General features: G+C 66.8%; 15 protein-coding genes. 2 read left to right on the top strand and 13 right to left on the bottom strand.

Annotated elements, in window-relative coordinates:
• Positions 1–28 precede the first annotated feature (28 nt).
• From MNAB215_RS19265 to glsA, 5 genes are all read right to left on the bottom strand, one after another.
• Positions 29–9,280, bottom strand: coding sequence for a type I polyketide synthase (locus MNAB215_RS19265; RefSeq protein WP_077082156.1), 9,252 nt, complete (start codon positions 9,278–9,280; stop codon positions 29–31).
• A 550-nt stretch (positions 9,281–9,830) separates the two neighbouring features.
• Positions 9,831–10,550 (bottom strand): DUF1906 domain-containing protein, encoded by a 720-nt coding sequence (locus tag MNAB215_RS19255; RefSeq protein ID WP_077080232.1) that lies wholly within the window; start codon positions 10,548–10,550, stop codon positions 9,831–9,833.
• A 99-nt stretch (positions 10,551–10,649) separates the two neighbouring features.
• The gene (locus MNAB215_RS19250; protein ID WP_077080231.1) at positions 10,650–11,720 is read right to left on the bottom strand and encodes a zinc-binding metallopeptidase family protein; all 1,071 of its coding nucleotides are present in this window, start codon (positions 11,718–11,720) and stop codon (positions 10,650–10,652) included.
• Positions 11,721–11,724: 4 nt separating this feature from the next.
• A complete protein-coding gene (locus tag MNAB215_RS19245; RefSeq protein ID WP_217348939.1) occupies positions 11,725–13,164 on the bottom strand; it encodes a C45 family autoproteolytic acyltransferase/hydrolase in 1,440 nt (479 codons plus the stop codon).
• Positions 13,165–13,166: 2 nt separating this feature from the next.
• Positions 13,167–14,123 (bottom strand): glutaminase A, encoded by a 957-nt coding sequence (glsA, locus tag MNAB215_RS19240; protein ID WP_077080230.1) that lies wholly within the window; start codon positions 14,121–14,123, stop codon positions 13,167–13,169.
• 189 nt (positions 14,124–14,312) lie between these two features.
• Between glsA and MNAB215_RS19235 the strand changes: the two genes are divergently transcribed.
• A complete protein-coding gene (locus MNAB215_RS19235; RefSeq protein WP_077080229.1) occupies positions 14,313–15,479 on the top strand; it encodes an aromatic ring-hydroxylating oxygenase subunit alpha in 1,167 nt (388 codons plus the stop codon).
• Here MNAB215_RS19235 and MNAB215_RS19230 read toward each other — a convergent pair.
• Positions 15,468–16,823 carry a lipocalin-like domain-containing protein gene (locus MNAB215_RS19230; RefSeq protein WP_077080228.1) on the bottom strand — a complete coding sequence of 452 codons (1,356 nt, stop codon included), beginning with the start codon at positions 16,821–16,823 and terminating at the stop codon, positions 15,468–15,470. The two genes, MNAB215_RS19235 and MNAB215_RS19230, sit on opposite strands and share 12 nt — an antisense overlap.
• A 130-nt stretch (positions 16,824–16,953) precedes the next feature.
• Between MNAB215_RS19230 and MNAB215_RS19225 the strand changes: the two genes are divergently transcribed.
• Positions 16,954–18,438, top strand: a complete 1,485-nt coding sequence (locus MNAB215_RS19225) for an aldehyde dehydrogenase (RefSeq protein ID WP_077080227.1) — start codon at positions 16,954–16,956, stop codon at positions 18,436–18,438.
• Positions 18,439–18,451: 13 nt separating this feature from the next.
• On the opposite strand, the gene MNAB215_RS19220 is transcribed toward MNAB215_RS19225, so the two are convergent.
• The 7 genes from MNAB215_RS19220 to MNAB215_RS19190 all read right to left on the bottom strand — a co-directional run bounded on the left by MNAB215_RS19220 (position 18,452) and on the right by MNAB215_RS19190 (position 23,530).
• Positions 18,452–18,898, bottom strand: a complete 447-nt coding sequence (locus tag MNAB215_RS19220; RefSeq protein ID WP_077080226.1) for a MaoC family dehydratase — start codon at positions 18,896–18,898, stop codon at positions 18,452–18,454.
• Complete coding sequence (locus tag MNAB215_RS19215) at positions 18,895–19,425, bottom strand: MaoC family dehydratase (protein WP_077080225.1); 531 nt, start codon at positions 19,423–19,425, stop codon at positions 18,895–18,897. The genes MNAB215_RS19220 and MNAB215_RS19215 overlap by 4 nt, the downstream gene beginning before the upstream one ends.
• 13 nt (positions 19,426–19,438) lie before the next feature.
• Positions 19,439–19,864 (bottom strand): nuclear transport factor 2 family protein, encoded by a 426-nt coding sequence (locus tag MNAB215_RS19210; protein ID WP_077080224.1) that lies wholly within the window; start codon positions 19,862–19,864, stop codon positions 19,439–19,441.
• Positions 19,865–19,929: 65 nt separating this feature from the next.
• Positions 19,930–21,516 carry an AMP-binding protein gene (locus tag MNAB215_RS19205; RefSeq protein WP_077080223.1) on the bottom strand — a complete coding sequence of 529 codons (1,587 nt, stop codon included), beginning with the start codon at positions 21,514–21,516 and terminating at the stop codon, positions 19,930–19,932.
• A 10-nt stretch (positions 21,517–21,526) separates the two neighbouring features.
• A complete protein-coding gene (locus tag MNAB215_RS19200) occupies positions 21,527–22,636 on the bottom strand; it encodes a Rieske 2Fe-2S domain-containing protein (protein ID WP_083746336.1) in 1,110 nt (369 codons plus the stop codon).
• Between the two features lie 257 nt (positions 22,637–22,893).
• The gene (locus MNAB215_RS19195) at positions 22,894–23,334 is read right to left on the bottom strand and encodes a nuclear transport factor 2 family protein (RefSeq protein ID WP_245830355.1); all 441 of its coding nucleotides are present in this window, start codon (positions 23,332–23,334) and stop codon (positions 22,894–22,896) included.
• A gap of 4 nt (positions 23,335–23,338) precedes the next feature.
• The gene (locus MNAB215_RS19190; protein WP_077080220.1) at positions 23,339–23,530 is read right to left on the bottom strand and encodes a ferredoxin; all 192 of its coding nucleotides are present in this window, start codon (positions 23,528–23,530) and stop codon (positions 23,339–23,341) included.
• Between the last annotated feature and the right edge of the window lie 4 nt (positions 23,531–23,534).

The raw sequence follows: 23,534 nt of genomic DNA, 5'->3' as shown, positions 1-23,534 counted from the left end.
GGTTCGCCAGGCTAACTTATCGGCGGAGTCATTCCGCAGAGGCCCGGTAGGCATCGTCATCACCCAGCCGGGCGTCCGGATTCAGCAGCATCGCCGCCTCCTGCCGCTTCTCCGGCGCGTCGTGATCGAAGCGGCGGTCCGCGGGCCGCTCGTACATCGGCGGGCCACCGGCGATGGCCGACGCGAGCCTGCGCTGACCGGCCAGCAGGCGGGCGTCCGCTCGCTGCTGGTAGTCCGCGCGCTGCTCCGGGTTGAGCGAAGCGATGAACGCCTGCGGGTGCACCAGCGCGACGAGGCCGGACACATGGCCGAATCCGAGGCTGGTGAGCATTCCCGCCTTCAGCGGGAACTTGCCGCCCAGCCGCAGTGTGTCGCGGACCCACACGAAGTGGGCCGACCCGTTCAGCTCGTCGTCGACGCAGTCCAGGCTGCGGTTGGGCGGGATGACACCGTCGCGCAGCATCTGGCACAGCCCCATCATCTGGAAGACGGCCGCGCCGCCCTTGGCGTGTCCGGTGAGGCTCTTCTGCGAGACGATGAACAACGGAGCCCCCTCGGAGCGACCCATCGAGTCGGCGAGGCGCTCGTGCATCTCGGTCTCGTTGGTGTCGTTGGCCAGGGTCGAGGTGTCGTGCTTCGAGATCACCGCGATGTCGTCGGCGGTCAGGCCGAGCTTGGCCAGCGCGTGCACCAGCGGCGAGTCCTTGCCACCGCGACCCGCACCCAGCGCGCCCAGTCCGGGCGCCGGGATCGAGGTGTGCACGCCGTCGGCGTAGGACTGCGCGAAGGCGACCACCGCGAGCACCGGCAGGCCCATCTTGAGCGCCAGGTCGCCGCGAGCCAGCAGGATGGTGCCGCCGCCCTGCGCCTCGACGAAGCCCAACCGGCGCCGGTCATTGGCCCTGGAGAACTTCGAGTCGTGGATGCCACGGCCGCGCATCATCTCGGTGTCGGCGGTGGCCGCCATGTCACCGAAGCCGATGATGCCTTCCAGCGTCAGGTCGTCGATGCCGCCTGCCACCACCAGCTCGGCCTTGCCCAGCCGGATCTTGTCCATGCCCTCCTCGACCGAGACCGCGGCCGTCGCGCACGCGGCGACCGGGTGGATCATGGCGCCGTAGCTGCCAATGTAGGACTGAACCACGTGTGCGGCAACAATATTCGGCAGCACTTCCTGGAAGATATCGTTCGGCTTGTTACGGCCCAACAGGTTTCCGTGGTACATCGTCTGCATCGAGGTGCCACCGCCCATGCCGGTGCCCATGGTGTTGGCCACCAGGCTGGGGTGCACGTAGCGCATCACTTCAGCCGGGCTGAAGCCCGCGGTCAGGAACGCGTCGACCGTCGCGACGATGTTCCACACCGCCAGCCGGTCGATGGAACTCAGCATGTCCTGGCTGATGCCCCACACGGTCGGGTCGAACCCGGTCGGGATCTGGCCGCCGACGACGCGCGACAGCGTGTTCTTGCGCGGCACCCGAATCTCGGTGCCGGCCTTGCGAATAACCTGCCAATCGCTCGAGTCGGGCACCGGGCGGATGACCGTGTGCTCCGGGTCGAACTCCACGAACGAGCGGGCATCGGCTTCCGACGACACCACGAAGGCGAAGTCCTTTTCGAGGAACACCGACACCAGCAACGGCGATCCCTGGTTCGGGTCGACCGCACCGTCGTCGACGAATTCGCGGATGCCGACGCGCTCGACCACGATGTCGTGATAGCGCTCGACCAGTTCGGCCTCGTCGACCAGATCACCGGATTGCGTGTCGTACCAACCCGGTTGCGGGTCGTCCTCCCAGCGAATCAGGCCGGTGGTCCATGCCAGCTCCAGGACGCCGGCCGCCGACAGCTCGTTGTCGACCTCCATCTCGAACCGGGTGCGCGACGAGCCGTACGGACCGATTTCGGCGCCACCGACGATGACCACCAGGTCTGCCGGGTCGACGTCGAGGTCGGCCCATTCCGGCGGCGGGGCCGGGGTGAAGCCGCGCGGCGGTGACGGCAGCGCAGCGATGCTGCCCTCGGCCGCCTCGTCGTCAGCGGACTCCGCCGCTTCGCCGACCCGCTCGCGGGCCTTCGCGGCCAGTTCGGCCATGTCCAGGTTCGCTTCACCGAGCCCGCCGGTCAGGTCCTTCTCGATCGGCTTGCCCGCCGCGGCCACCTTGGACTCCACGTCGCACAGGTCCAGCAGCATCGCGGCCATCTCGTCGGTGGAGTACGTCGTGACGCCGGCCTCCTCGACCGCATCGACGATGGCGTCGTTGTGCCCCATCAACCCGGTGCCGCGGGTCCACCCAATCAGCGCGTGCGCCAAGCTAACTCGCGCGGCCCACGACGATTCCGCGTGCCAGCGGCTGACCAGGGCGTCCAGCGCGGACTTGGCTTCGCCGTAGGCACCGTCACCGCCGAACATGCCGCGGTTGGGCGAGCCGGGCAGCACCACGTGCAGCCGCGACGCGATGTCGCGCTCGGCGCCGATCTTGGACAGGCCGCCGACCAGCCGCTGAACAGCCCACAGCAGGACCTTCATCTCCATCTCGGAGCGCGAACCGGCCTCCGACAGGTCGCCGGCCACCCGCGGCGCGGCGAACGGGAACAGCAGCGTCGGAGTCTGCGCGTCCTTGATGTGAATCGATTGCGGCCCAAGGCTTTCACTCTGCTCGGTGCCGACCCACTCGATCAGGGCATCGATGTCGGAGTAGGACGCCATGTTGGCCGGGACCACCCACAGCGTCGCACCGAACCGCGCGTGGTCGCGGTACAGCGCGCGGTAGAACGCCAGCCTCTCCTCGTCGAGCTTCGAGGTCGTCGCGATGACGGTCGCGCCGCCGTCGAGCAGTCGCGCGGCGACCGACGCCGCGATCGAACCCTTGGAAGCTCCTGTCACAACGGCGACTTCGCTGCTGTAGTAACCCGGGTCGGGGTTCTCGGCGCCCGCAGCGATCCGGCCGTACAGCGACGCGTGGATCTGACGACCCGCGGCCAGCGACCTGCCCTGCCACCAGGTGGCCTGAGTGGCGACGACGTGGCCGGCACCCTCGAACCGCTCGGACAGATGCACCCAGTCGGCGTCGATGTCGCCCTCGTCGGTCAGCCACAGCTTGACCAAGTCCTCGCGGGCGCTGGCCCACCGGTCGTCGAACACGACGGCCTTCTTGGAGTCGAACACCGGCGCCACCAAACGTGGCCAGTCCGCGCCCAATTCGCCGGTGACCAAGTCGATGAGCTCGGCATCGGTGGCCGCGGGCAATGCGGCGGCCGTGTCGTCGAGACCCAACTGGCCCAGTATCAGGCGGGCCGCCGACGCGAGCACACCGTCACGACCGGTGATCTGGTCGGTGAATTCGGAGAGCGCGGCCGCGTCGATGGTCGCGCCGCCGCCCCCGCCCGCCGATGGCAGCGCCACCGAAATGCCGCGCCGTGCGGCGACCGCGGCGACCGCGGCGTCGATGACCTTGTCGACCGAAGCCGCGTCGGCCAGGGCCCCGTCGTGCAGGCCACCCATCGCGCCGCCGCGCACGCTGGTGCCCTCGCGGGTGCCCAGAGCGACCTCGACGGTGACGTGCTTTGCCCAACCGTCGCCGAGCTCCCAGGTCTTCTTGACCCGCTCGGCGATGGCGGCCGGCCGCTTGCCCGACGGCCCGAGGACCGTCTTGAGCTGATCGTTGATGGCATCGGAAAGCACTGGGCCGTAAGGCTTGTAGGTGCGAGCCAGCTTGGTGACCTGCGCCCGCAGTCCAGCCAGGTCCGCCTCGGCCGCCCCGTCGATGGCGCCCAGGTTCAACTCCGAACCCAGGTCGACCAGCAACTGGTTGCGCCGCGAGGACGCCCCGTCGGTGATGGACTCGATGGAGTCGAGTTGCTCGATCTGATCGATGCGCATCTTGGCCGACAACGCGATCAGCGCCAGGGTGGCGTCGGCGGCGTCGAACCCGATGTCGTCGGGGCGCGGAGCCCCGGACGGCGCGGTAGGTGCCGGTGCGGCCGGAGCGCTGACGGCCCCTTCCGGCGCGGACGATTCCGCAACCGGCTCCGGTGCGTCGTCGGCTTCCGGTTCCGGGTCGGTGTCGTTGGCGAACAGCACCGCCGAGTCACGCTCGGCGTTGAGCACTTCCACTGTGCTGTGCGCATATTCGGGCAGCTTGAGGGTGTTGGTGGCCAGGCCCGCGACGGTCGGTGCCGTCTTCACGCCGATCTCGACCAGCCGTTCGACGCCAAGGCCACCCGCGGCCTCCTCGATGAACAGCAGGTCCTGCGTTTCGATCCAGCGCACCGGGCTGGCGAACTGCCATGCCAGCAGCTCGATGAAGACCGTCCGCGCCATTTCGGCCGGCCGTTCGCGGCGCCAGGTGTCGTAGTCGGCCAGGATCTCGTCGAGCGGCTCGGCGGGCACGAGGTCGCGGATCTCCTGGATGAAATCGCGATCCAGCGTGAACGGCCGCGGCACCAGGTTGGGAATGTAGCGCCCGACGATCAGGTCGGGATCCGCGTTGCGGGGCATGACACGGTCCAGCGAGCGGCGGAAGTCGGCCACGCCGACCCGCAACACCCGGGAGTGGAACGGCACGTCAATGCCGGGCACCAGGATGAACGAGCGCTTGCCGCCAGAGATTTCGCGGCGCCGCTCCACCTCTTCTTCCAGCGCCTCCAGACCGCGGACCGTGCCGGCGATCGCATACTGCGAGCCGCGCAGGTTGAAGTTCACGATCTCCAGGAACTCGCCTGTGCGCTCGGCGATTTCACCGACAAACGCGGTGACCTCGTCGTCGGGCAGGTCGATCTGCGAAGGTCGGATCGCGGCCAACCGGTAGTTGGAACGGCCAAGTTCGTCGCGCGGCACGATGTCGTGCATCTTGGAGCCACGGTGAAAGACCATCTCCAGCAAGGCTTCTAGTTCGTAGATGCCGGTCACGCAGGCCAGCGCGGTGTACTCACCAACGGAGTGACCGCACGCGATGGCGTCTTCGACAAAGGCGCCCTGCTCGCGCATCTCGGCGACCTGGGCGGCGGCCACCGTCGCCATCGCGACCTGGGTGAACTGGGTCAGGTAGAGGACACCCTCGGGGTGGTGATAGTGCACCCCGCTGGCGATGATGCTGGTCGGGTTGTCCCGCACCACGTGCAGCACCGAGAAGCCCAGCGTGTCGCGGGTGAACTTGTCCGCGGTGTCCCACACCTTGCGGGCCGCCTTGGACCGGGCACGCACCTCCATGCCCATGCCCTTGTGCTGGATGCCCTGACCCGGGAACGCGTACACGGTCTTGGGCGCGGCCAGCCGTGCGGTGGCCGACATCACCAGGTCGGATCCGATGCGCGCGGCGACTTCCAAAACCTCTGCGCCCTGGTCGATTCCGACGCGGTCGACGCGGAATTCGACCTGATCGCCGGGGCGCACCATGCCCAGGAACCGCGCGGTCCAGCCGACCAGCCGGGCCGGTGGGCGGGCTTGTCCGTCGGTGGCGGTGGCCGCATGCTGCGCGGCGGCCGAGAGCCACATGCCGTGCACGATCGGCGATTCCAGGCCGGCCAGCAGCGCGGCGGCCCGGTCGGTGTGGATGGGATTGTGGTCACCGGACACGACTGCGAACGGCCGCATGTCAACAGGCGCGGCGAGGCTGACGTCGCGACGGCGACGGCGCGGGGTGTCGGTGGCGTTCTCCGACACCGCTCCGCCGGCCCGGACGGGGTCGGTGAGTTCGGCGGCACCCGTGCGCCCCAGGATCGCGAAGCGCTCCTCGAGGGTGGCGATAACAGCGCCGTCGGGGCCAGCCACCGTCACCGAGACCGGAACGACACGACCCATGTCCGTATCGGTGGCCTCCGAAGCCGTTGCGGTAACGGTTAATTGGGCCGGGACTGTCGGAAGTGTGCCGACTATGTGTGCGGCGTGGTCCAGATGCACCAAGCTCAGCAGGCCCTCGACGACGGGTACGCCGCCTTCGGTGACCGCCGAGCCGATGGTCGCGAAGACCGCCGGCCAGCAATGTCCGACCAGCGCGTCGGGGACCGTGGTGAGGCTGGGCGCCAACGGTTCTCCGAAGATCGCCGTGACGCCGGTGTGGTCGGCGACCCGCTCGGGATCCCAGTCGACCGTCGCGATGGCCGTCCCATCGGTGACCTGGGGCAGCAGGTCGGGCCCGTCGACGCCGGCGGCGATCGCCAGCACCGCACGCATCGCCGCGGTGGCGTCTTCGGTGGAGACCACCGGGGCACCACCGTCAACGGTGTTGGCGTGCAACGTGAAGGGAATGTCGATCCAGACACCGGACACCGGCACGGACAGCACCACCTGTTCGTCGCCCGTGCCGCCGTTGGACTTCACCAGCAGCCGAGCGCCGGTGGATGAGTGTGTGGCGCGCTGACTTTCGGGTCCGTCGTGCACCGTCCAGTCGGCGGGATCAGCGATGCGGTGCACCGGGTTGGTGGTGGTGCGGCCGGCCCACAGCACGTCGGGCGCGTCGAGCACCACAGCCAGCGCCCCGGTCACGTCGGGGCGGCCCAGGCGTCGCGACCTGATCGCCTTCGGCTCGGCTCCGGCAGCCAGCACCTCGTCGATGGCGGCCTGCTCGAAGCGGTCGAGCAATTCGCCCACGGGCTCGTCGAGCCGCGTGATGCCCGCGACCGCGGCGGTGCCGGGGATGATGCACACCTGGTCGGCGTCGTAGCGGGCGTCGTGCGCCTGCCACAGCGAGTCACTGCGCCACCAGCGCCGCACATCCTTGTCGATGACCGGGACGAAGTTGACCGGCTTACCCAGCGTCTTGCACAGCGTGACGAAGAACGGCACGTCGGCGGGGTGCAGCACGACGGTCTCGGCGTCGGGGTAGCGCCCAACGAGCGTGGCAAGGGCCTGTTCCGGGCTTTCCAGCAGCACCGAGCCGGTGGAACCGGAAAACAGGCTCTCGATGGGGCCGTGCTCCTGCGGGTGCAGACGCGCCTCGGCGCGCTGCAGCATCTGCTGGAACCGGTCGCGCCAGGTGTCGGCGAGCCACGGGCTGCCGGGTGAGGCCGTGTCGGCGGTCGAGTCGCCCTCGCCGATGGCCAGCTCGACGTAGCGGCGCAGCCACTGCAGGTACGTCATTTCCTTGACGTCGCCGAAGTAGGGCTTGGCGGTGTTGGCCATCGCGGCGATGATCTCGTCGCGGCGCTCGGCGACCGCGTCGGCGTCACCGGCGACCTCGTCGAGCAGCCGGCCGCAGCGCGAGGCGGAGTTGTCGATCTCGTGGATGTCGGCGCCCAGCTGGCTACGGCTGGAAGCCATGCCGCCCTGGGCTTTTCCGGCGCCGATCCATTGGTCGGTGCCGGAGGTCTCGACCAGCATCTGCTTGACCGACGGCGACGTGGTTGCTTCCAGGGTCGCCATGGCCGCGGTGCCGACCAGGATGCCGTCGATCGGCATGGACGGGAAGCCGTACTCCCGCGACCACCGGCCGGACAGGTAGTCGGCGGCCCGCTCGGGGGTGCCGATGCCGCCGCCGACGCAGACGGTGATGTTCGGGCGCGACCGCAGCTCCGAATAGGTAGCCAGCAGCAGGTCGTCGAGGTCTTCCCAGGAGTGGTGGCCGCCGGCACGCCCGCCCTCGATGTGCACGATCACCGGTTTGGTGGGCGCCTCGGTGGCGATGCGGATGACCGAGCGAATCTGCTCGATGGTGCCGGGCTTGAACACGACGTGGCTGATGCCGATGTCGTTGAGCTCGTTGATCAGCTCGACGGCTTCCTCGAGGTCCGGGATGCCGGCGCTGACCACCAGGCCGTCGATGGCCGCACCGGACTGACGGGCCTTTTGCACCAGGCGCTTGCCGCCGACCTGCAGCTTCCACAGGTAGGGGTCCAAGAACAGGGTGTTGAACTGATAGCTGCGGCCGGGCTCGAGCAGTTTGGACAGTTGCTCGATGCGGTCGGCGAAGATTTCCTCGGTGACCTGCCCGCCACCGGCCAGCTCGGCCCAGTGCCCGGCGTTGGCCGCGGCGGCGACGATCTTGGCGTCGACGGTCGTCGGAGTCATGCCCGCAAGCAATATCGGCGAGCGGCCGGTCAGCCGGGTGAATTTGGTGGAGAGCTTGACCTTGCCGTCGGGCAGTCGAACCACGGTCGGCGCGTAGCTCGACCAGGCCCGGGCCACCTCGGGAGTGGCGCCGACGGTGAAGAGATTGCGCTGGCCGCCGCGGGTCGCGGCCGGCACGATGCCGACGCCGAGGCCGCGAATCACCGGCGCGGTCAGCCGGGTCAGGATGTCGCCGGGACCCAGGTCCAGAATCCAGCGCGCACCGGCGCTGTGCACCCGGGTGATCTCCTCGACCCAGTCGACGCCGCTGACCAGGATGGCGTCGGTCAGGTAGCGGGCCAGCTCGACGTCGAGGCCGACCTTCTCGGCCCAGCCGCCGACGATGTCGATGCCGTCGGCCAGCCGCGGCGTGTGGAAGCCCACCTCGACCTGAACCGGGTCGAAGACCGGCGCGAAGACGTCGCCGCCGCGCAGCTTGTTCTTGCGGTCGGCTTCCTCCTTCTCGGAGATCTGCTGGCAATACAGTTCGAAGCGGGACAGCTGCTCGGGAGTCCCGGTGATGACGACCGAGCGCCGGCCATTGCGGATGGACAGCACGGGCGGCAGCACGGTCCGCACATCCTGTGCGAACTCTTCCAACAGCTGGCGGATGCGCTCGGGGTCGGCGTTGGTGACCGACACCATCGGCGGGCGGTCGCCCAGGATCGAGATGCCGCGGCGACGCGCCACCAGCGTTCCGGCCGCACCGATCAGCTGCGCCATCGCCAGCAGCTCGACGTCGCGAGCACCGCCGGCCTTGAGCGCCTCGACCGCGAGCACGCCCTGCGAGTGCCCGGCCACCGCCACCGGCGGCGTCTCGATGAGGTCCAGGCCCTGGCGGCCCAGTGCCCGGATCGCCGCGATCTGGGTGAGCAGCACGCCGGGCACCGACACCGCGGCAGACGTCAGGTGCTTGTCCGAGGGAACCGCGTCTTCGGCGGCGAGAGCGCGTACCCAGCGCAGCGGCTCGAAACCGATCGGACGCACCACGACCAGCTCTTTGGCCACGGGCTCCAGCAGCAATTCCACCTCGCCGACCAGCGTCGCCAGGTCGGTCTCGATTCCGGCCGAGGAGACCAGCTCTTCCAGGGTCTCCAGCCAGGCGCTGCCTTGACCGCCGAACGCGACTGCGTACGGTTCGCCGGCGGTCAGACGGTCGACCAGAGCGTGGGTGCTGTTCGGGCCGTGCCCGTCGCGGTCAGCGGACACCCGGCCATGCTCGTGGATCGTCACGTTCTGTATCTCCCTGTATGCGTCTTTACGTATCGGTTCACCCGGCCGGTGCAGCACCGGCGGGCAGGACCTCGTCGATTCCGCATTGAATCGCAGCCAAAAAAGCAGCTGACCGGTGTGTTGTCGGCGGACCATCCTGGCGAGCCAAGCGGCGCGGCGGACACCATCGGATCTACTAAGAGTGTCATAAGGATTCCTGCCCTTTTGGCGTGGTCAGTGGTTACTGGTGAGTTCTACGCACGGGTAACCGTGTCGTGGGTAACACCGCGATTAACCCCGCCCACGGACGTCTCGAACAAACGTCCTGCGTGCAGGTGGTTACGGTCGAGTAGCTATAACTGCGCAGATCAAGGCAGCATTGTTATCTAATCGTTACGTTAGAAATTTGAGTTTCGCGCCGCACGAGACGCGACGCACTCCGGGCCGTCGCACGAGCGCAGACGTTCGTGGTGCGAGCGGAACGGCGAACAACTGTTTGCTGGGATGCGTGCCGCCGGCGCCCGCTCGGCCCGCTGGGCGAGTTGGCGTCCACCGCGATGCGACGTGGGGGCTAGGCCCACTGCCCGAATTGGGGCTTGAGGATCTCGTTGACATCCACCCCAACCCCGCCGACGCTGCGCTTATCGATCTCGACCTGGTGCAGATTCGCGGCCGGGTGGGCGTATCCCTTGGGCGAGCCCCAGTTGTGCTGCCAGAAGTAGGAACCCAGCCCGTCGTGTAGCGCCCAGTCGATGGTCTTCGAGTTGGCGTAAACACCCGTCCGCTGGTGCCCAACGACGGATTCCCAGGAACGCAGATACGGCGCTATCTGGCTTTTGTACTGCTCGTAGGACGGATCGTCGTCGATGGAGGCATAGATCGGGGCGCTGGCCGGGCCGCCGGCGGCCGCGTGTAGCTGCATCCCGCGTTGCGCGTGCTGCAGGCCACCGCTGGCACCGCCCAGCCAGTCCGCACTGTTGCCCTTGCCGAACTGATAGCACGACACGATTTTCAACCCGTTGCTGTTCAGATCGTGGGCTTCGGCGACCTGGATCGGCTTGCCCAGCATCCACGCGCCGCCCGGGCGCCGATCGGACACATAACGGATGGACCCCACGGCGCCGGCGGCCCGGATCTGGCTGGCGGGGATCACCCCGGCCGCGTAGTCGAGCAAGGTGCCCAGTGCCGCCGAGGCGGGCGCGGCACACGCCGATGACGCCGCGATGCCCAGCCCGAGGAGAGCCGGGGTTGCGGTGGCGAATTTGAGCACGTCACGGCGGCTAATCGGCACATGCGACAGGGTACGACAGAAACAACATTCGACACACCAGCCACGACGGTCACATCTGCGTCACGTTGTCGCAACTCCCGGTCCGCCGGAACCACCGCCTCATCCGCGGTGGGGCGCATCCACCTTGTTGCCCTGCTCCGCGGTGGTGAGCACGTGGTAGACGAAGCCGAGCTTGGCCACCACCGGCAGGGTGAGCCGGAAGGGGTAAAGGGCCTCCTTACCCATGGCGTGGTTCACCCTGTTGAGAACGCCAGAGAGCACCTCCCAGTCGTGCAGCATCGTGGCGAAGTCGCCGTCGCCGTAGTGCACCCGGGGGTTGATGTCGGCGTCGAGGTCGAAGTGCACCCGGCTGGCAGACAGCAGCAGTCCCGAGTCGGCGATGGTCGCCAGGGTGCCGGTGATGTGCAGATAGTGGGCGAACGTCTCCGCCCAGTCCTCCCACGGGTGGGCGGTGGCGTAGTGCGAGATGTAGTCGTGTTCCCACCCGTCCGGGACGACTCCGGCGTAATAGTCCGCTAGGGCGGCCTGGTAGTCGCGGCGTTCGTCACCGAAGAATTCGCGGGTCTGGTCGATGAGCTCGCCGCCGGCGATCAAGATCATCTCGTAGTAATGGCCGACCTCGTGGCGCAGGTGGCCCAGCATGGTGCGGTAGGGCTCCTTGAGGATGATGCGCTGGCGTTCGCGGTACAGCTCGAGCGATTCCGCCAGATCGATGGTGATGACGCCGTCGGCGTGTCCAATGGTCACCGGATGCCCCACCGACTCGCTGGAAATGAGATCGAAGGCCAGGCCCTTCGGGTCCTGGTGGAAAGGTGTGATCGGCAAGCCGAGATCGAGTAGTTGAAAGATCAACCGCCGCAAGTCTTTCAGCGTGCTGGCCAGCTCCTTGAGCGCCTCGGTGTCGTCGGGTCCCGGTTCGTTTCGGACAAAGCCGTCGACGAAGCAGATCGGCGTCTCAGGGCCCGCCGCGACCAGCCAGTTGCAGCCCCGCTCCCAATTGGCGCACCGCACCCACGCCCCGTCGTCGATCGTGGTGGACTCCCCGTCAGCCGGGGCGAGCACCATCTCCATCCAGGGCTTGTGGAATGCCACCTCCGTCGAGCAGACGAAGCAACTCTGCTGTTCGAAGGCCACCGCATAGCCGCAGTGCGGACAGCGAAACGCGCGCATCGGGCTATCCCTTGTCGTCTGGGCCGGTCAGGTACACCCAGGGCCGTTGCGGGCGGCTCTTCAGATATCCCTGCTGCCAGTTCCATTGCGGATGCTGACGCAGGAACTCGTCGGCGTCGAAAGGAGCACCGTCGGCTCGGCCGTAGCGCGCCCACAGCTTCATCTCGGCGATGTCGGCTGCGCAGGCCACCTTCGCGTCGACGGAGCCGAACGGAGTGAACGGCGTCAAACCGCTGTTCTCGCAAGGGTCTTTGTCGGAATGCGCACAAATGGTGCGCGACGATGGGCGCGTGTAGTTGAGGTAGGGATCAAAGGAGTCAGCGATCATGCGCTTGCCGATCTCGACGTCGATGCGCCCGTCGAAGTCGCCGAGCAGCTGTTGCCAGCGCACTTGGCGGGCACCGTTGGGCGTGCGTATATCGCTGAACCCCGTACCGAAGCATTCCAGGTTGCGGATGCGCGGGTCGGTCGGTGCGTTGTCACCCCAGAAGTAGCCGTCGTTCTTGCGCGACAGGCTCTGATACAGCAGGCCCTCTTCGTAGCGCGCGATCTCGCCGGTCTTGGTGTCGCCGATCAACCACGAGTTGGCGTATCCGCCGTTGTTGTCCGCGTTCATCAGGCTGATCCAGTGGTCAATGTCGTTGGCGTACTGAGTCGCGACGCGGGCCCGGCAGAACTCCGGCATCCGTGTCTCGTCATATCCCTTGTAACCCTCGTATCCGCCGATCGTGGTCTCGGTGATCGCCAGACCTGCCGACGACAGCCAGAAGTCGGTCATGCTCGCGATCCACCCGGGCGCGGTCTGCATGACCATCCGATTCCCGTCGGCAGGAGTCAGATCGAGGATCACGTTCTCGAACTGGCCCTGCCAGAAGTCGGTGAAGCTGGTGTGGCCCAGCACAATTGACCCGTCACTGGTCGCACTACCGGTCGCGATGAAGGCGCTGCAGTGGTTGCCTTCGCCACCCGTGGGGGCCAGGGCCGTGTAGCGGCCCGAATTCTTCGGCCACCAGTAACCGGTCAACTCCATCCAGTCGTTGATGCCCAACACGTCCTCGAACGTCGACGGAACGCCCGCGGCCGTCAAACCTGCTGCAACGCCTTCGATTTCGGTGCGCAGCTCGGGCGGGATCAGGGCGGCGTGCAGCTCGACGGCCCGTTCGACGAAGAACTCGTAGGTCATGCCGATGTCCTGATAGGTCATCTCCCGGTAGACCCGGATCGACTCGGCGTACTCGTCGGCGACGAGGTAGCCGTACTGGAAGCCGCGTTCGAACGGTGCGCCGCCGATCGAGACATGCAACCATCCGTCGAGTTCGCGGCGCGACGCCTTGGCGAGCCAACCCTGTTGCTCGTCCGTCAGCGGGGCGGGCGCGGTGCGGGCCGGCGCGGCGCTGGGAGCAGGCGGCGGTAGCACGTTATGTACAGGAGGGGTTGGTGTCACGATCACTCCTCACCTGGGGTGTCGAACAGGCCCAGCTTGAGCCGGTTCACCACGTCTGCGACCGCAAGCCAACCGCGCACGCTGTTGCCTGCCGAGTTCAATTTCGGCGAGAAGGCGGCCACCGCGAGCCGGCCGGGCACCACCGCCAGCACGCCCCCGCCGACGCCACTCTTGGCGGGTACGCCGACCGCGTAGGCCCAATCCCCGGACTCGGTGTACATCCCCTCCATCACCATTTCAGCCAGCACGTAGCGGACATTGGAGGCCGCCATGACCCGCGCGCCGGTGTGGGGATTGATCCCGCCGGCGGCCAGCGTAGCGCCCATGGTCGTCAAGTCGGCGGTGTTCAGCATCGTCGAACACTGCTGGGTGTACACCGCGCAGGCTTCCATCGGATCGCAGAACAGCGAGCCCGCGCTGTACAGCAGCCAGGCGATAGCCTTGTTGTGCGAGTTGGTCTCCTGCTCGGAAGCGTTGATCTCCTCGCTGATGGACAGCGGCCGCCCCGCCAATGCGCTCTGGAAATCCAGGATTTTGCGCCATCGATCGCCCGCGTCGCAGGCTTGCACAAAGCTGGTCGTCGCCATCGCGCCCGCGTTGACCAAGGGCGACGTGGGCTTGTCGTGATGCAGCTCGAGGGCCACCACCGAATCGAATGCGGCTCCGGTCGGGTTCGCACCGAGCTTCGCGCGCACCGCACGATGGCCCCGCTCCTCGATGACCAACGCCAGCGTGAACACCTTGGAGATGGACTCGATGGGAAACTCGTGGTCGACGTCTCCGATCGCGGCGGTGTGGCCGTCGGGAGTCATCGCACACACCGCGAAAAGGTCGGGATCGACGGCGGCGAGTGCGGGGATATACGTCGCGGTTCGGCCCCGGGAGTTATTCCGATTCTTTGAATAGGCTTGTGCCACAGCAGATTCGATTGCCGCCGTGTCCAACGGGTTGGTGGCCATGGCGAATCACTCCCACACTGCGCAGGTCGCTCGAACTCGCGACAGCGAGCGTAGCAGCGTTCGGTGGCCGCGGCCCAGCAAATGGCCTCGCGGCCGACAATAGCGCTGTCACTATTAACTTAATAAAGTTAGGGTCGAAGGTGCAGGCGTTCAGACCAAGGAACCACAGCCGACTGCAGGGGGCTCCCGATGGATCGCGACCAGCTGGTCGACTTGACCAGGCGTGCATTGAAGTTGGCGCGCGACAAAACCACTGACCTTGCCGCCGGCCAGCACACGGTCGATGCCCGCGACTACACCTCGCTGGAGCGACACCTCAGCGACACGGCCCTGATGCTGGCCAGCCCGCAGCTGGTCGGCTACGTCTCCGAGCTGGCCGAGCCCGGCGCGTATTGCACCAAGACGGTCATGGGGCGATCCGTCCTGCTGACCAGAACGTCCGACGGGTCGGTCAAAGCGTTCGACAACGTCTGCCTGCACCGGCAGTCGCAGCTGGCGACGGGATGCGGCACCGCCAAGCGATTCACCTGCCCGTACCACGCCTGGACCTACGACAACACCGGCACGCTGGTCGGGCTGCCCGGTCGCGAGGGCTTCCCGGGCGTGACGGTCAAGTCCGACGGTTTGACCGAGCTGCCGGCCACGGAATTCGCCGGGTTCCTCTGGATCGCGCTCGAGCCCGGCGCCACGCTCGACGTCGCCGCGCACTTGGGACCGCTGGCCGAGGAGCTGGACTCGTGGGGCATCGGCCGCTGGTCTCCGCTGGGCGAGAAGGTGCTCGACGTCCCGATCAACTGGAAGCTGGCCATCGACACCTTCGCCGAGAACTACCACTTCGCGACGGTGCACCGGGATACCTTTGCCACCATCGCCCGTAGCAACTGCACGGTTTTCGATTCGTACGGACCGCATCACCGGCTGATCTTCCCGCTCAACGGGATCCTCGACCTCGACGACGTGCCCGAGGAGCGGTGGGACCCGTTCCGCAGCATGGTGGTGATCTATGCGCTGTTCCCCAACATCGTGTTGTCGGTGACGATCGCCAACGGTGAGCTGTTCCGCGTCTATCCGGGCAACGAACCCGGACGGTCGATCACCGTCCACCAGAACTCGACGCCGCTGGACATCTCCGACGAATCCGTGGCCGCCGGCGCCCAAGCCGTCTTCGAATACGCCCACGCCACGGTGCGCGACGAGGACTACCGACTGGTCGAGCGCCTGCAGGCCAACCTCGAGTCAGGGGCTCGCGATCACCTCGTGTTCGGCCGCAACGAGCCGGGACTACAGCATCGCCACATCACCTGGGCGCAGGCGATCGAGGAAGCGGTCGCGACGGCAGCGCTGTCAGCCACCTGAGTTCACTTCGGACAGCACGGCGATCAAATCAGCGAGAAGGGTTGCCAGAGAATCACTTTGGCCGGACGAGACTCGGCTCAACAGTTCGACTGCTTCGCCCCGACGCCCAGCCGCCACCAGCGGCACAACCTTGTCGACCGTCGACTGCAACTCCGGCGCGGCGGCGTCGGTGTTCGCGACCGTGGTGGCCAGCACCTCGATCAGCTCCCAGTCCCGGTACAGCGCCATCGAGCGCTCGTTGAATGCGAAGCCGGTCACCGGTTTACCCCACAGCGTTCCTTCGTAGCGGTACGGGCCTTCCATGTACTCGATCGGCAGGCCGTGTGCCGGGGCCGGTACCAACGGCTCGCCGACCAGATCGAGTCGCAGTGTGGCGCAGGTGATCCGGTGCCGGTCGGCCAGGTATCGGGCCGGGGCGAGGGGACGCATCAATGGCCGAACGGTGTCTGGCCACCGCACGTAGCTGCTGACCGTGACCTCGACGTCCTCGGCGCATTCAGGCGCGATGGCCGGGTCGGGGTGGCTGGTCGTCACACCGGTAAACGGTTGCAGGGCATTGCCGTTGGTGCGGTCGAACTGCCGCCAGATGCTCACGTCCACACCGTTGTCGAAATTGATGGTGCGCCATTCGTGCGACCTGGCCCGCGGGTCTCCCTGAGTTCCCCCGCCACCGACGTATTTCGGGAACCATTGCCGGTCCACGTGCCCGGCGTCACCGCTGACCTCCTCAACCACCTCACCCCACTGCAGGGTTCCTCTCATCGCCATGCCGGTCTGGAAGTAGGAGTAGGTGTCGGGTTGGCCGAAGCACTCGATCTTGCCGTTGTAGGTCGAGGCGCCTACCGGTGTGGGTGCGCGGGTGGGCGTGACAACCAGGTCCAGCCGCATGGACCGCCCCTGGTGATCGTGGCCGACCAGGCTGACTCGATACGTATAGGGCAGCAATTCGCCATCGCCGTCCCGGCAGCTGGTCCACGACGCGGTGCCTGCGCTGCTCTGGAAGCTGATGTCGAGATGGCCTGGGGCCATGGTCAATTTGCGCTGCGCACCCGGTTTCATGTTGGCCGGCGGCATGTCGTAGTCGGTGTAGGTGCCGTAATCACCGGTATCGAGGTCGAACAGCGCCATCGTGTAGAAGTCGGCGACCACCGTTCCGCCGGGCTGGTTCTTGTTGAAGATGGTCAGGAACGCGAACGATCGATCGCTCTCGACGGCCCGCAGTTGACCGGCGATGAACCAGGTGTCGGACTCCTGGTCCGGGTGTTCGCCTTCGGCGTCGGGGAAATCCAGCTTGGGATCACCCGGCACCAACTGAAACGGATAATGGCGCCAATCGTTGGTCATCTCAAGCCTCGTCTCACCCGGCACGGGTTTCGCCAGAAGGCACTGCTAGGCCGCAGGCCGCTTTTTTCGCTATGTTAGCGTCAATAGCGAAATTGCGGTCGCGGTCCCACCTTTTGAGGAAGTGCCCCCGATGACAGAACATTCCGACCATCGTTCCTATAACGAGCTGTTCATCGGTGGACAGTGGCGTAAGCCCGCCGCCCCTCAGCAGCTCGCGGTGATCTCGCCCCACACCGAGGAGCCGATCGGCCATGTCCAAGTGGCGGGTCCCGAGGATGTCGATGCCGCCGTCGCCGCCGCGCGGCAGGCGTTCGACCACGGCCCGTGGCCACGGCTGACCCATGCCGAGCGGATGGCCAAGGTCGAAGAGCTCGCGGCGATCTACGCCGGGCATGTCGACGAGATGGCCGACCTGATCACCGACGAGATGGGGTCCCCGCGCACCTTCAGCCGGATGGGCCAGGGGGCGGCCGCGGCGGGGTTGATTCACCTCACGCTTGCCGCTGCCCGCAACTTCCCCTGGGTCGAACGCCGCCAAGGTGTGCTCGGCGAAGTCCACCTGCACAGGGCACCGGTCGGGGTGGTCGGGGCGATCGTGCCGTGGAATGTGCCGCAGTTCCTGATCATGCCCAAGCTGATACCGGCCCTGATCGCCGGCTGCACGGTGATCATCAAACCCGCACCCGAAACACCCTTGGACGCTTTGTGGTTGGCCGAAATGATCGAGCAGATCGGCCTGCCCGACGGCGTGGTGTCGGTGCTGCCCGGTGGTACCGACGTCGGCGAGGCGCTGGTCCGTCACCCCGGTGTCGACAAGATCTCGTTCACCGGTTCCAGTGCCGTGGGACGCCGGATCGCCACGCTCTGCGGCGAGCAGCTCAAGCGGGTGAGCCTGGAACTGGGCGGCAAATCGGCGGCGATCATCCTCGACGACGCCGACATCGACAAGACCGTCGCCGGGCTGAAGTCGGCCAGCCTGATGAACAACGGACAGGCCTGCGTCGCGCAGACCCGTCTGCTGGTCAGCGAACGACGGCACGACGAGTTCGTCGACGCGATGGCCGCAATGATGTCTGGCCTACAGGTCGGGGATCCCGCCGACGAGGCGACCGACATCGGACCTCTCTTCGCGAAGCGGCACCAGCACCAGGTCCAGGAGTACATCCGCTCCGGACAAAGCGAGGGCGCCCGCATCGTGCTCGGTGGCCCCAATACCGCCGAAGACAGTCCGGCCGAGCGAGGCTGGTACGTGCGGCCGACACTGTTCGTCGACGCCACCAACGACATGCGCATTGCCCGCGAGGAGATTTTCGGCCCGGTACTGACCGTGCTGCGCTACCGCGACGAAGAAGACGCGCTGCGCATCGCCAACGAGAGCGACTACGGCCTGGCCGGTTCGGTGTGGACGGCGGACGTCGGCCACGGCCTGGAGGTCGCCGCCAGGGTGCGCGCCGGGACTTACGGCATCAACATGTACACCCTCGACATCGGCAGCCCGTTTGGCGGTTTCAAGCATTCGGGCATCGGCCGCGAGTTCGGGCCGGAGGGTCTCGACGAATACGTCGAGCTTCAGACGGTGATCGCCAGCGGCAAGATGCCGCCGCTCACCGCCTGAAAAGCATGGGCGGTCAAGAACTTTCGGGCATCTGCAGGGTAAGCTCCACCGGGCAGCACAGCACACCGTGCTGATTGGTCACCTCGATCGAAATGTCGACAAGGCAGCGCGGCGGATTCACCGAGTCGTCCCGGCGCTTGGCCACCACGCGCCCGCGCCCGATCATGGTGTCACCGGCATAGACCGAACCGGCCAGCCGCAGGGACCGGCGCACTACGCGACTGCTCGGGCCCGCCCAGTCGGTGGCGACACGATCCGCGAACCCGGCCAGATGCATGGTGTTGACGTAGATCGTCGGATTGCCTTGGCTTTGCGCGTAATTCGGGTCGAAGTGGCCGGGAAAATAATCCCAGGTGGCTCCCGCGTTCTCCACCACCCGCTGGTAGCTGATGGGGTCGACCACCTCGGGCAGTTCGACGGGAACGCTGATCTCGTTCCAGTACAGGCCGGCTCCGGTCACGTGGTGGCCTCGGGGGTGAAACGGAACAACGTGTTGCGGCACCGGGCCACGACGGTCTGGTCCTGGCGACGGTAGGTCTCCAGCGTCTCGACGAAATGACCGACGCCCAACCGGGTCCGCTTCTCCGGCGACACCGACACCAGCTCTTCGACGACGGTGAGCAGATCACCCTCGAGGATCGGCTCCAAGAACTCGACATCATTGGCCGCGTTGATGAATGTGGTGCCCGGCAACGGCACTCGCAACACCATCGACGCCGCGGGCGGCCTGCCCCCCGGCTGCCACGGCGGTGGGATCAGCCACCCCATCAACAAAGCCGGCGGGGCCAGCAAGCCTCCCCAGGTTTGCCGGGCGAATTCGCCATCCCAATACGACCTATTGCCGTCGCGCACCATCGCGGCGAACAACTGGATGCGCGCGCCGCTGACCGGTGTCGCCGCGGTTCGCGGTTGGCCGGCCGCGCCGACCATCGCCAATGCGTCCTCGTAGCTGCCGAAGGCCAGCTGGTAGCTGAGGTCCTGATCCACGTAGCGGTGCCGCTTACATGACGAGCGGGTGCCGGCTCGGCACCACGTCCCATGCGAGGTTGCGGGACGTGAAGTACCAGTCGCCGCGCTCGAAGATGAGCTCGTCGCGGTATGTCCCGGTGGCCCGCAGGGTGGTGTCGCCGTACGCGGCGGCAAATAGCAGGGCAACACAACGCTGGCTGGCGTTGACCCCGTCGATGTGGATCTCGTGATCGACGGTCACCAAGCGCGCCCCGTCGCCGCCGTCGAAGCCGGAGCGCAGGCTGGTGAACAGCTCGCCGTCCCGAACATAGGTGGCACCGGAGTGGCGGAACGTGGCGATCCACCGATCACGTTTGCCTGCGGAATAGGCCCGGTTGTGACGGGCATTCAGGTTCAGGATTGCGTCTCGGCCCGTCGCGGATTGCAGGAACTGTTCTTGCTGGTAGGTCATCGTCATCTTGGTTCGCCGACCTCTCTACGAAATGACGGGGAAAAACTCATGTAACACTAACTTAACTTACCTCAGCGGCTCACGATATAGCCGTAACTTTCCCGATCCCAGACGCCCGGATTCAATCCCCGAGCGCGCAACAAATCTTTACGTACGCGTCCGATCACGTTCTTCGGAAGTTCATCCACCGTGTCGACGAACCGCGGCACGCAGAAGTACGGCATGCGGGCAGCGCAGAAATCGAGCAGCTCGGCGCAGTCCAGCGCCGCCCCGGGACGCAATGCAACGACCAACAGAATGTCGTCCTCACCCAGGTCGCTGGGCACCCCGACCGCGGCGGCCTCGGCCACGGCGGGATGACGCAACACCACCGCCTCCACCTCGACCGAGGAGACATTCTCGCCGCGCCTGCGCAGCGAATCTTTGCTCCGGTCAACATAAGTCAGGTTCTGGTCCGCATCGAGCCGGCCGAGATCGCCGGTGCGGAACCATTCCGGGTGGGGCTCGACCTGCAACCCCGCACCGATGTAGCCCTCGCTCATCACATGCGGATGCCGGGGCCTGCAGGTGATCTCCCCGACGGCGTCGGCGGGCAGGGGCTTGCCGTCGGGGTCGACGATGCGCACGTCGAAGTTGGGGTTCGGCCGACCCGATGTGCCCGGAACTCCTTCGTCGGCCACGCCCTTGACGGCGATCGGGAAGGCTTCGGTCATCCCGTACATCGTCACAATGCGACAGCCGTAGCGCTTTTCGATCTCCGAATAGGAGTTGGCGTCGATGGGCGCGGCGGAAATGAATCGCAGCGGCAGGTCTGCATCGCGCGAATCGGCGGGCAGGTTCTGCAGCATCGAGACCATCGCCCCGGCACCGGCGAAGCCGATGGCGCGGTGGGCACGCACGTCATCCCACACCTCACCCGGATGGAAAGCCTTCGCCAACACCGTCGTTGCGCCGACCAACATCGGGGCCAGCACGCTGGGCGCCGCACTCAGGTGAAACAGCGGCATCGCCGTCCATAGCACCTCCCCTGCCCGCAACTCCCACGCCGAGGCCACCGTCGCGGCCACCGAGAACAGGTACTGCCAGGTGGTGGCGACGGCTTTCGACGGTCCGGTGGTGCCCGACGTGTAGAACAAAGATCCGACCTCGACGGGCGGCGCACAGGCGTCGGGGACCGTATTAGTGGTCGCGCGCTCAAGCGCGCTGCGCAGTGAATCATCGTGCACCACAACGTCAGTCACCGTTTCTAGTTGGTCGGCGATCTCGTCGACGCGAGGCCGGCGCTCGGCATCGGTGACAATCACTTTGGCCTGCGACAGCCGCAGGGTGTGCAGCAGGAACTCGCCCTTGTTCGCCGCGTTGACCGCCGCGCTCACCGCTCCGATGCGCGCCGCACCCAGCCAGAAGTAGACCCATGCCGGGCAGGTCGCGGTGAACAGGGCCACGCCGTCGCCGCGGCCCACACCCAGTTCGGTCAGCATCGCGGCCGCCGCGGCCGAGCGTTGCCGCATCTGCTCGAACGTCACGTCGGTTCCGGCGATCGACATCATCACCCGGTCGGGATGCTGCTCGGCGCGGCGGTCGAGCACGGCCGGCACGGTGAAACTATCGACACCGAAATCGGACGGCCCGAGCGGCGCACTGCGGGCGGAGTCCACCTGGCTCCGATCAGGCTTTGGCGGCCGCCGGGTCGGGCTCACCGCTGGCCGTGTAGCCGAAGTCGGTGGCAGCCGCCTCGGCACCCGGGTAGAAGCGGTGCGCCCAGCGGCGCAGCGCGGCGTAGTCGTGCGCCTCCTCGGGCGCCAGGTTCGGCTTCTCCAGGTATTTCATGTTCTCCCAGGTGAAGAAGTCCTGTTTGATGACCTCTTGTTGCAGCGCCAGGAACTTCGCGGCGCGGCCGGTGGGCGCGTCGCCGGTGTCGCCCGGCTCGCGGATGGACGCCTGGGTGAAGAAGTAGTCGGTGTAGTCCTCGTCGACCGGCGTCTGTCCGGTGACCTCGACCGTGGCCACCAACTCGCTGGGGAAGCGGACGATGCCAAGCCCCAGCGAGTAGTTGTCATAGATGATCTTGGCGTCGACCGGCCCGTTCGGGGTCAACCACGTCGACCCCCGGCCGCCGCCGAAGTGGGCGCTGACCGTGGCGTGCAGGTGATAGCCGGACACCTCGAACGAGGTGGTGTTCGCGGGGTTGGCGGCCTTGTGCACGTACTGCACGTGGTAGGGGTCGGCGGCGTTCTCGATGATCATCTGCGCGTGCACCTTGACCCGGTTGAGCATCCGGGTATGTGGGTGCAGCGGGTAGTACTCGTCAGTCTCCAGCTCGGGCAGCACCGGCGGCTGCCAGTACGGCGCCCGGCCGTGCCGCTCGTGCCAGACCACGATGAAGCCGTACCACTCCATCGCCGGGTAGGCGCGGATGCGGACGTTGTTCTTGCACCCGATCTTGCTGTAGGGGATCAGCGCGTTGCTGCCGTCGCCGCGCCACTGCCAGCCATGCCAGGGGCAGACGATGTGCTCGCCTTCCACGGTGCCGCCGACCCCCATGTTGGCGCCGAGGTGCTGGCAGTACGCGTCCAGCACGTGCACCTTGCCCGACGCGGTGCGAAACAGCACCAGCTCCTCGCCGAAGTAGTGCACCCGCTTGACCTGACCGGGGGCCAGGTCCGAAGCGAACGAGACGATGAACCACCCCGTCGGGAACCGGTAAGTGGACAAGGCAATGCCGGACTGGCCGAACTCGCGTTCCGACGGGTCCTGCTCTGAAAGCGTATCTGTCACGACTGCTCCGTATCCCACGCGGCCGAACGCAATTGGGCCGCCTTGATCGACCGCGGTTCGGCGACAGGTTCTATTTTTACTATTTTAGGCATAGAACGTCAACGCGGGTGCCTGCCGAGTGCCGCCGTGCGGCGCCGGTGTCCGCCGGAGCATGGTCGGCAACGACGGCCGGGCCGGCACGCCGACGCGATAAGGCCTTGTGGCGCAACGGTTGTTCGTCGTGACCCCCATGATGGCGCGCACGCAGCGGCACCAGGTCAGTACGGCGCAGGCGTATCGCCGAATGCGGCAAGCACCGCCAGCGGGTCCAGGTAGTCGCGCCAGTGCACGATCTTGCGGTCCGCGATTGTGATCACCGAGACGAACCGGTTGACGTAGGGCGCACCCGTGCTGATCACCGTTCCGTGCATCGTGTACTCGAGAGTCACCACGGACTTCTCGGGGTCGTAATAGCGGTACACGTCGCTGCTGCCGCTCTGCACGATCGAATCCCCATAATTCGAGTACAGCTCGGCCAGCGCTGCTCGCCCGACGATTCGGCGCGGGTAATCCGGGACGGTGATGACGTACTCGACCACCACATCCTCGGCGTGCATATCGAAGAAATCGGTCCCGTCCACCAGGCCCGCCAGACCCTCGGCGACAACCGCGAAGTAGGGCCGCATCGCGGCGTATCTCGTCATGTCTCGCGACGACACAGCGTCACTCCTGAATTCGCAGCGCGGCCTTCGGGCACTGCTCCACCGCGGCGCGAACATCGATCTCCAGATGCTCCGGCACCGGGCCGTCCGCGATCTGCACCACGTCCTCGTCGCCCAGTTCGAACACGTCCGGGGCGATTGACTCACAGAAACCGCTTGCCTCACAAGAGTTTCCGTCGACAGTCACGCGCATCAGT

Origin of the sequence: Mycobacterium numidiamassiliense (assembly GCF_900157365.1) — a bacterium.
Classification (GTDB): Bacteria; Actinomycetota; Actinomycetes; order Mycobacteriales; family Mycobacteriaceae; genus Mycobacterium; species Mycobacterium numidiamassiliense.
This window is presented reverse-complemented; position numbering and strand designations above follow the sequence as displayed.

What these genes read in the sequence shown, in the direction of transcription:
- MNAB215_RS19250 (WP_077080231.1), bottom strand. Translation starts at nt 11,720, where the DNA reads ATGCGCGCGTTTCGCTGTCCGCACTGCGGCTATGCGGTGGCCTTCGAA.
- glsA (WP_077080230.1), bottom strand. Translation starts at nt 14,123, where the DNA reads ATGGCCACCAACCCGTTGGACACGGCGGCAATCGAATCTGCTGTGGCA.
- MNAB215_RS19235 (WP_077080229.1), top strand. Translation starts at nt 14,313, where the DNA reads ATGGATCGCGACCAGCTGGTCGACTTGACCAGGCGTGCATTGAAGTTG.
- MNAB215_RS19230 (WP_077080228.1), bottom strand. Translation starts at nt 16,823, where the DNA reads ATGACCAACGATTGGCGCCATTATCCGTTTCAGTTGGTGCCGGGTGAT.
- MNAB215_RS19225 (WP_077080227.1), top strand. Translation starts at nt 16,954, where the DNA reads ATGACAGAACATTCCGACCATCGTTCCTATAACGAGCTGTTCATCGGT.
- MNAB215_RS19210 (WP_077080224.1), bottom strand. Translation starts at nt 19,864, where the DNA reads ATGACGATGACCTACCAGCAAGAACAGTTCCTGCAATCCGCGACGGGC.
- MNAB215_RS19190 (WP_077080220.1), bottom strand. Translation starts at nt 23,530, where the DNA reads ATGCGCGTGACTGTCGACGGAAACTCTTGTGAGGCAAGCGGTTTCTGT.